We start from the raw sequence: 7,404 nt of genomic DNA on the forward strand, positions 1-7,404 counted from the left end.
CTTGAGCAATTTGAGGGCTCCGCGCCCGACGCGCTTGCCCAAACCGAAACCGAGGAATATGAAAACCAGACCCGCAGACTCTCGTTATGAATGAGGGACCATCGGGGGGCAGGTCAGACGGCCTCGCTCCAGGACCTTGTAGTAGAGGCAGAACCCCTGACCATCCCAGTAGAGAAGCTTCAGCCGGTCTCCCCGGCGCCCACGGAACGCGAAGACCGCGCCGCTCGCCGGGTTTTGGCGCAGAACGTCCTGGGCGAGCGCGGCCAAACCGGCGATCCCCTTGCGCATGTCGGTGGGCGCGCAGGCCAAGTAGACCCGAACCCCCGTTCCCGGTCCGATCATGCCGCTTCCACCGCCCGGATCAATCGGGTCAGCACCTCTCCATCCATGCCGCTGTCGAACCTCAGGCAGCGGCCGTTGCTCAGCCGCAGTTCGACAGGGCCAGACCGTGACGGCGCGGATGCGCTTCCCGGCGCCTGAGCCCCGCTGAAATCCACCGGCAAGAAAACGGCCCCGCGATCCCGCGACCATAGGCCCTTCTTCTTCATATCGCGCCGCCAGCCGTAGATCTGGGAGCGCGTGATCTCGTGGCGCTGCGCGATCTGCGTCACCGACGCACCGCCGACGCCGACCTCCGACAGGATCTCGAGCTTCTCGTCTTCGCTCCACCGCCGGCGCCGCTCAACGCCCAGAACCTCGCCCAGCATGGCTCCTCCGAATAAGACACGTCGTTAAGGACGTCGTTATGCACGTGTCTTAGCTCAGAACCCCGCCGTCAGGCAGACGGTGTCAATCAGGTGGTTACCTTTGAGCTGTTTGATCACAGCCTTTCGCAGGCCGACAAGGCGCACCAATTTGCGACGGCGCGCACGCCTTTGAACCGCAGCGCGTTGAGCAACAACACCATAGTATCCGTTCAATTCCGGCAGGTCTTCGTCGGCATAGCCGTTGCGCTTGATGTCACGATGAATCGTCGAAACATGCCTGCCGATCTGCGCTGCTATCTCTCGTACAGGTATCTTAGCATTCAACATATCTTCAATCGTGCGCCGTTCACGCAGGTTTAGCTCTGTATGGACCATCTTTCATTCTCCTTGCTTTCCAGCAAGATAGGGGAAATTTCGCAACCCAGTTTAGAATGTGCCCCGCTACACAGAGCTTGTTGCAACCATCCAGAAATGTCACCGGCTGCGCAAAACAGAAACGTCACCAAGAGGCGTGACGTAAGCAAGGCTTAGCAGCCCGTAGACCCCAAATATCGGAGGGCAGAAAAGCCTTGCGGGGCTCAGGTCATAAACCGAGCTTTCGCCGCTCTTTCTTATTGTAGAATGCTTTGATGCCGTCTTCGCGCAGGATCTCTTCAAAGGCGCGCCAGGCGAGGCCATCACCGAAAAAGGGCGGGTTATCGGAAACCGTCAACGTGCCGAACTGGTTCTCCACGGACAGGATCCAGCCGGGATCGATGCTGGTCCGGTAGATCTCAACATCGAAATGATGCCCGTCGATGACGACGGATTGCGTGTAATCGGAGAAGATGATTTCTGGATCGTCGTCGGCAGTCATGCCTGCATTCTTGGGCCTATTCAGCCACGTGCACAATCTTCTTCTTGGCCCGCGACCCTGACGGTCGACCTGGTCTCCGGCCATTCGGTTTATAACCCATCTTCTCTGAATTGGTCCGCACCTTGGGCTTGGGTGGGGCGGCCTCCTGCATCTCTTTGATGTGTTCGAGGACAGCGCTCAGGCGTTTGTTGCTGGTGATAGCCGCATGGGTCACGCGCTGATCCATGTCGAAGATTTTGTAGGGCAGGGAACGGCCTTTCCAGCGCACCTCAAACCGGCCATCCACGAAGGCGTAGGTGTCTACATACTTGCCGACCAGGCCGCGTGTGATCTCGCTTTCCTCGAGCATGATCCGCTTGCGGTCATAGGAAAATGTAAGCTGCTTTCCGACGTATCGGTTCTCACGCCAGCACAGCACTTCCGCCAAACGATCCGGTTCCACATTCAGCGCCCGGTGCAGGTTGTCCGGTTTGGCCGGGGCCTTGGCAAACTTGGCGTTGAAGCGGGCCTTGAAGCCTTCCCGAAAGGCGTTTCCGGCCTCCCTATTCGAAACACCTGCCAGTCTCAGCTCTTTGACAAGCCGGTCCTGAAGCGTGCGGTTGGCGCGTTCCACGCGGCCCTTCGCCTGGCTTGAGTTGGCGCACAAAATCTCAATGTTCAGCTCACTCAAAGCGCGCCCGAACTGGGTGATCCGCGCGCCGCCCTTGGCGTCTTCCTTGGCCACGCGAAACACCGTGTGCTTGCCACTGTAAAATGCAACCGGCCTCCCATGGGTATGCAGGTAGCTCTCAAGCGCTTCGAAGTAACTGAAGGTGCTCTCGGATTTGACAAACCGCAGGTCCATCAACGTGCTGGTGGCATCGTCGATGAACACGAGCAGGGTGCAGGGACCGCCCCGATCCTCGAACCAGCGGTGATCGGAGCCGTCAATTTGTATGAGCTCGCCAAAGCATTCTCTGCGCAATCTCGGCTGATGAAATGTACGACGCTGTTTGCGCGAAAGCCAAAGACCGTCTTCCTGCATCCACTTGCGAACCGTCTCGCGCGACACCTTGAACCCATGATGCTCGGCCAGCATCTCCGCTGCCAGGGTCGGCCCAAAGTCGGGATAGTTCTCTTTGATCAGCGACAGCGCGTAATCCCGTTTGGCTTTGTGGATGCGATTGTTCGGGGGTTTGCCACGTGCCTTGTGACGGATCGCCGCCGCGCCATCCTGACGATACAGCTTCAACAGCCGGAAGATCTGCCGACGCGTCAGTGCCAGCATGTTCGCCGCATTGTCGACGCTCAACCGACAGTCATCGACCTGTGCCAAAACCTCAACGCGGTTCAACTCGCGCTCGCTCATCATCACCCATCCCATGCCCATTCTCCCTCAGTATATGAACGGAGAGTGACATTCCTGAATTGCTCATGGGTTACATTTTAGCTTTGCGGCTAAACACATTCATCCGGTAATAGTAGTTATGTTAAGTAACTTTCAAGATATTTCCATCCTGTGCCACTCGCGATTCTGAGAGAAGCTTTTCAAGATGTGCCGCAACATTTCGTTCGGCGGCCATCGCAATATGCGGATCGGATTTCTTGTAAACAAAGCGGCAGTGTTTTTGACTGTATCAGGGGTGTCCGCCAGGTGTTCAAGGATCTCCGCTTCCCGACGCATCCGGTTGGCGAGCAGCTTTTTTGCATAGGGTTGCGGATGCGGGAGAACCGGACCGTGTCCCGGCAGGCAAATCTTGTCATCACGTTCTATCAGACGCTTAAGGTGAGCACAGTAATCATGCATGTTGCCGTCGGGCGGGCTCACGATTGAGCTGTTCCAACTCATGATATGATCGCCTGTAAACAAAACCCTGTCCGGTCGCGCAAAGCAAAGGTGATCGCTGACATGGCCCGGTGTGTGCAGGACGGTAAGACCAGCGATTACCTCGCCGTCCTCTAGGAACGCGTCAGGTTGAAAGGCGTCGTCCGGAAATGCCTGCGACACATAAACGGGCAGACCGGTTCGCTCGCGCAATATCGGGGCTGCGCCGAAGTGATCAGAATGGTGATGAGTGACGAGAATACCGGCTGGATTGGGTCCCAAACTGTCGATAATCGCGTCGAGATGAAGGCTGTCTTCCACCCGACCGGAGTCGATAATGAACCGGCCCTCGGATGTATCGACGATATAGGTATTCGTACCATGATAGGTCATCTCTCCGGGATTGTTGGTCACGTCCGTCAAGTTTCTCTAGTCGCCTTGGTCAAGTGCTGATCGGTCTGCGTTTAGTCCTGCGCGCCGGGCTCTGAGATTCTCTCCGCGGTCACCGCGTGGGGCCGCATATTTGCGTTCAGGGTTGGAAGGATCGAAATGGTGTGCGCGGTCGGCACCGCAGTTGATGGAGCGATCTCTTCCTCGCCGCGCGTCCCGGCTGGACGCATGTCTACACGCGATGGAACAGCGCCGGTTTCAGCGGCTCTGTCACGAGGGTATTGCCTCCTGGTAGGGCGTGTTGGTGGTCCACATGACATGCAGGATGACTGCGAGCTTCCTCGCGAGCGCCACCTTGGCTTTCCGCGGGCCAGTTCTCCCGGCAATCGCCTTGGCCCAGTCACGGAGACGGTGGCCTCCTATGGCACGGCAGAAGATCGCGTTTGCTGCCTCGTACAGGCATTTTCGCGTAAATGTGTCTCCCCACTTCGAAACGCAGCCGTTCCGGCTGATTTCACCGGATTCGTATCGCCTCGGTGTCAGTCCCAGATAGGCCCCTACGCTAGAGGATTTTCGGAAGCGTGAGGCATCATCGAAGGCCGCGACCACCGCCATTGCCGTGATGGCCCCGACACCCGGAGCCGTCATCAAGAGACGAACGGTCTCGTGGGTCTTGGCAACGGCCCGGATGCGGCTGTCCAAAGCCGCGATCTGGGCAATGATGTCTCGCCTTGCCTGCATGAGGGCCGCGAAGACAGGAACGAGTTCGGGCGCGACCGACAATTCCTTGTCGAGAATTTCCTCGGCGCGACGCTTGAACCCGCCCACCCGTTTGCCGAACATCACGCCGAACGTCCTCAGGAGCCCGCGAATCTCGTTCTCCAGCCGAACGCGCATGCCGACGAGCGCTTCGCGCGCCGTTAACATGGCCCGGTTGACATAGGCATCGTGGCTCTTGATCTGCACGGCCTTGAACCAGCCCGTTCGTACAATCTGGGCAAGCCCTCGGGCATCATGCCGGTCCGTCTTGTTCGGCATCATCTTCAGCACGCCGTGCATCCAGGCAAACGATCGGGAGGTCCCGTTCAGTCAAGGCGTTCCAGAGCCAGACAGCAAGCGGACCGGTTTCCATCCCGATCCGTTCAAGGTTGTCGAACCGGTCACGCAGCCAACGGACGATGGCGTCGGGGCACGTCGGCACCTTCGCTTCGCCCAGGATCATGCCGTCCCCGTCAACCACGCAAATCGCTGTCTCGTCCTGCGACACATCCAACGCTGCAAATACACCCATTCCAAATCCTCCGTTTCCTGGCTTCAGCAGCTGCCAAAGCGTCCGGTGTTTCTCTCGATACGATATGAGGTAGACCGGTCTGGCGATTACGCTAAATGGTGTAATTTCCCGGATGGCCTGAGGGCATGATCAGGCGGCTTTCGTGGTTATGCTGAGAATGGGGTCCATCTCCTCCTTGTCGATTTGGGCGAAAGCCTCGACCATCATGTAGCGGCTCGAGGTCTGCCAGTCGTCGTTGGCTTCGAACAGGACGGCTCCGATCAGGCGCATGATGGAGGCCTCGTTCGGAAAGATCCCGACGACATCGGCACGGCGCTTCACTTCCTTGTTCAGGCGCTCGATCGGGTTCGTGCTGTGAAGCTTCGTCCGATGCTGCCGGGGGAAGGACATGTAGGCGAGCACGTCATGCTCGCTGGCGTCCATGAGGTCGGCGAGCTTGGGCCAGCGGGTGCGCAGCTGTTCCGCGACCTTGTGCCAGATCTCGCCAGCATGGGTGCGGTCGGGTTGATCGAATGCCTGGCGGATCACGGCGGCGACGACGGTATGCTGACCCTTCGACACATGGGCGAGAGCATTGCGCATCCAGTGAACGCGGTACCTCTGCCAGGTGGCTTCGAACACCCGCGAGATCGCAGTCCTCAAGCCAGTGTGCGCATCGCTGATCACCAGCCTGACTCCGCCGAGGCCCCGGGCCTTCAGGGACCTCAGGAACTCGGTCCAGAAGGTCTCGGCCTCAGAGGGACCGATACCCAGGCCGATGATCTCGCGGCGGCCTTCAGTGTTCGCGGCGACGGAGATTATGGCCGCGACCGGCACGATGCGCCCGCCTTGGCGGACCTTCAGGTAAGTCGCGTCGAGCCAGACGTAGGGCCAGTCGCCGGCGAGCGGCCGGTTCAGTAACTCGCCAACGCGCTCGTCGATGTCCTTGCAGAGCTTCGACACCGTGCTCTTCGAGATGCCGGAGAGGCCCATGGCCTGCACCAGCTCGTCCACGCGGCGGGTCGAGACGCCCCCGATCCACGCCTCTTGGATGACGGCCACCAGCGCTTGCTCCGAGGTCTTGCGGGCCTCGAGGAAGCCCGGGAAATAGCTGCCCTGCCGCAGCTTCGGCACCCGCAAGTTCAGTGTGCCCAAACGGGTATCGAGCGCGCGCTCTCGATACCCGTTTCTCCATGTCGTGCGTTCACCGCTGCGTTCGTGTCGCCCTGCGCCGATCGGGCCGTCAACATCGGCCTCCATGATCAGTTGCAGCACCGCCTCGGCGATGGTGCGAAGGAAATCGCCCTGGTCATGCTTGGCCAGAAGCTCGGACATGTCCATGTTGGTCTTGGTCATCGGGGTCTCCGTGTGAACCGTGGTTGAAGTCGCCAAACTCCACCTCGATCATACACCTCGGTGACCACCCGGGATTACACCGTCGACGGCGCTGAAATTACACCACGTGCGCGGACACTACCGGATTGTTCGCGACAATCCTCTGGATGCCCTCTGCCACCTGTATACATTGCGCGCGAGGCGGTTCCGGCTCTGTGAAAAACATGCTTTTGTGTCATTGAATTCAAAAACCTTTTGACAGTGCAAAACCCGGAAGACGCGACGCCGTCTTTTGCTTTTGTATAGCGATAAAAGGCTGGGTCTGGCGTCCAGCGCCGTGTTTCACCGGCGCTGGAACAATGCAGAGAAGCCCGGCAGTCAATCACGGCCCCAATTTTGGAAGCCTGTATACAGAGCCACAGCGATCGCCGCTTTTGTCAGATCCCCAAGAAGGAACGGGTAAAGTCCTGCGCTCAGCAAATTTTCGCCATAGCCGATAAAGCTACCCAACCAGACTAGCCCGGCGCAATACATCAGTATCGACCCAAAAAGGACCGCGACAGATGCCCTGAAGGCAGGCCGAAGTCCTTCCAGTGCTTGAACAATCCATCCAGCAGCCGCCGCTGCAAGTGCGAAGCCTACCAGGTATCCGCCTGTGGGACCCGCAATATACGCCAGTCCGGCCGGCGCCGGAGGCGTGCCTGCGAAGACCGGCAGGCCAAGCAGACCTTCGAAAAGGTATGTCACAACAACAAGACTACTACGCACCGGCCCCAGGAAAAGACCCAGACCCAAGACAACCAGGGTCTGTGTAGACATAGGTACGGGGTAGAACGGCACCACGATTTTGGCGGATAGTGTCAGAAGAATTGTGCCGACGAGTATTATCGAGATCTCTTGGATAAGTTTTGCGAGTGTTTGGGGGACTATCCTGAATTTTGTGCCCTGACGTGGTAACTGCTCGAAGAGGAGACCCACGTATGAGCATCGATAAAGACATCTTGGACCGATTGATGGAAGGCCGCGCGCCTGGTGATTTGTT

General features: G+C 58.6%; 9 protein-coding genes and 2 pseudogenes. All 11 read right to left on the bottom strand.

All coding sequences use genetic code 11. The annotated features are described in order from the left end of the window. Positions 1 to 84: 84 nt before the first annotated feature. On the bottom strand, positions 85 to 342 hold the full coding sequence (tnpB, locus tag ACSR1C_RS20070) for an IS66 family insertion sequence element accessory protein TnpB (RefSeq protein ID WP_460260805.1): 258 nt from the start codon (positions 340 to 342) through the stop codon (positions 85 to 87). Next, positions 339 to 707: an IS66-like element accessory protein TnpA gene (tnpA, locus tag ACSR1C_RS20075; RefSeq protein WP_027238791.1), complete on the bottom strand. Its 369-nt coding sequence runs from the start codon at positions 705 to 707 to the stop codon at positions 339 to 341. The genes tnpB and tnpA overlap by 4 nt, the downstream gene beginning before the upstream one ends. 99 nt (positions 708 to 806) lie before the next feature. Continuing rightward, positions 807 to 1,082 (bottom strand): annotated as a pseudogene (locus tag ACSR1C_RS20080) (helix-turn-helix domain-containing protein); the annotation flags it as partial. A 208-nt stretch (positions 1,083 to 1,290) separates the two neighbouring features. Beyond that, the gene (locus tag ACSR1C_RS20085) at positions 1,291 to 1,563 is read right to left on the bottom strand and encodes a hypothetical protein (RefSeq protein ID WP_027238790.1); all 273 of its coding nucleotides are present in this window, start codon (positions 1,561 to 1,563) and stop codon (positions 1,291 to 1,293) included. A 16-nt stretch (positions 1,564 to 1,579) separates the two neighbouring features. After that, complete coding sequence (locus ACSR1C_RS20090; protein ID WP_460260804.1) at positions 1,580 to 2,926, bottom strand: ISNCY family transposase; 1,347 nt, start codon at positions 2,924 to 2,926, stop codon at positions 1,580 to 1,582. Positions 2,927 to 3,032: 106 nt separating this feature from the next. Beyond that, the gene (locus ACSR1C_RS20095; protein WP_240476214.1) at positions 3,033 to 3,125 is read right to left on the bottom strand and encodes a hypothetical protein; all 93 of its coding nucleotides are present in this window, start codon (positions 3,123 to 3,125) and stop codon (positions 3,033 to 3,035) included. A 215-nt stretch (positions 3,126 to 3,340) separates the two neighbouring features. Beyond that, positions 3,341 to 3,760: pseudogene (locus ACSR1C_RS20100) on the bottom strand (MBL fold metallo-hydrolase); the annotation flags it as partial. Positions 3,761 to 4,027: 267 nt separating this feature from the next. Then, positions 4,028 to 4,798 (bottom strand): IS110 family RNA-guided transposase, encoded by a 771-nt coding sequence (locus ACSR1C_RS20105; RefSeq protein ID WP_238367131.1) that lies wholly within the window; start codon positions 4,796 to 4,798, stop codon positions 4,028 to 4,030. Then, the gene (locus ACSR1C_RS20110; protein WP_238367117.1) at positions 4,770 to 5,048 is read right to left on the bottom strand and encodes a hypothetical protein; all 279 of its coding nucleotides are present in this window, start codon (positions 5,046 to 5,048) and stop codon (positions 4,770 to 4,772) included. The genes ACSR1C_RS20105 and ACSR1C_RS20110 overlap by 29 nt, the downstream gene beginning before the upstream one ends. Positions 5,049 to 5,177: 129 nt before the next feature. Further along, a complete protein-coding gene (locus tag ACSR1C_RS20115) occupies positions 5,178 to 6,383 on the bottom strand; it encodes an IS256 family transposase (protein WP_027238788.1) in 1,206 nt (401 codons plus the stop codon). 357 nt (positions 6,384 to 6,740) lie between these two features. Then, positions 6,741 to 7,404: biotin transporter BioY (locus tag ACSR1C_RS20120; RefSeq protein ID WP_460260803.1), on the bottom strand; the 664-nt coding region annotated here is incomplete at its 5' end.

Source organism: Actibacterium sp. D185-2 (assembly GCF_054954595.1).

Excerpts from the sequence above, each read along its gene's own strand:
- tnpA (WP_027238791.1), bottom strand. The coding sequence starts at position 707 with ATGCTGGGCGAGGTTCTGGGCGTTGAGCGGCGCCGGCGGTGGAGCGAA.
- ACSR1C_RS20115 (WP_027238788.1), bottom strand. The coding sequence starts at position 6,383 with ATGACCAAGACCAACATGGACATGTCCGAGCTTCTGGCCAAGCATGAC.
- ACSR1C_RS20095 (WP_240476214.1), bottom strand. The coding sequence starts at position 3,125 with ATGGCCGCCGAACGAAATGTTGCGGCACATCTTGAAAAGCTTCTCTCA.
- ACSR1C_RS20085 (WP_027238790.1), bottom strand. The coding sequence starts at position 1,563 with ATGACTGCCGACGACGATCCAGAAATCATCTTCTCCGATTACACGCAA.
- ACSR1C_RS20110 (WP_238367117.1), bottom strand. The coding sequence starts at position 5,048 with ATGGGTGTATTTGCAGCGTTGGATGTGTCGCAGGACGAGACAGCGATT.
- ACSR1C_RS20105 (WP_238367131.1), bottom strand. The coding sequence starts at position 4,798 with ATGATGCCGAACAAGACGGACCGGCATGATGCCCGAGGGCTTGCCCAG.
- tnpB (WP_460260805.1), bottom strand. The coding sequence starts at position 342 with ATGATCGGACCGGGAACGGGGGTTCGGGTCTACTTGGCCTGCGCGCCC.
- ACSR1C_RS20090 (WP_460260804.1), bottom strand. The coding sequence starts at position 2,926 with ATGGGATGGGTGATGATGAGCGAGCGCGAGTTGAACCGCGTTGAGGTT.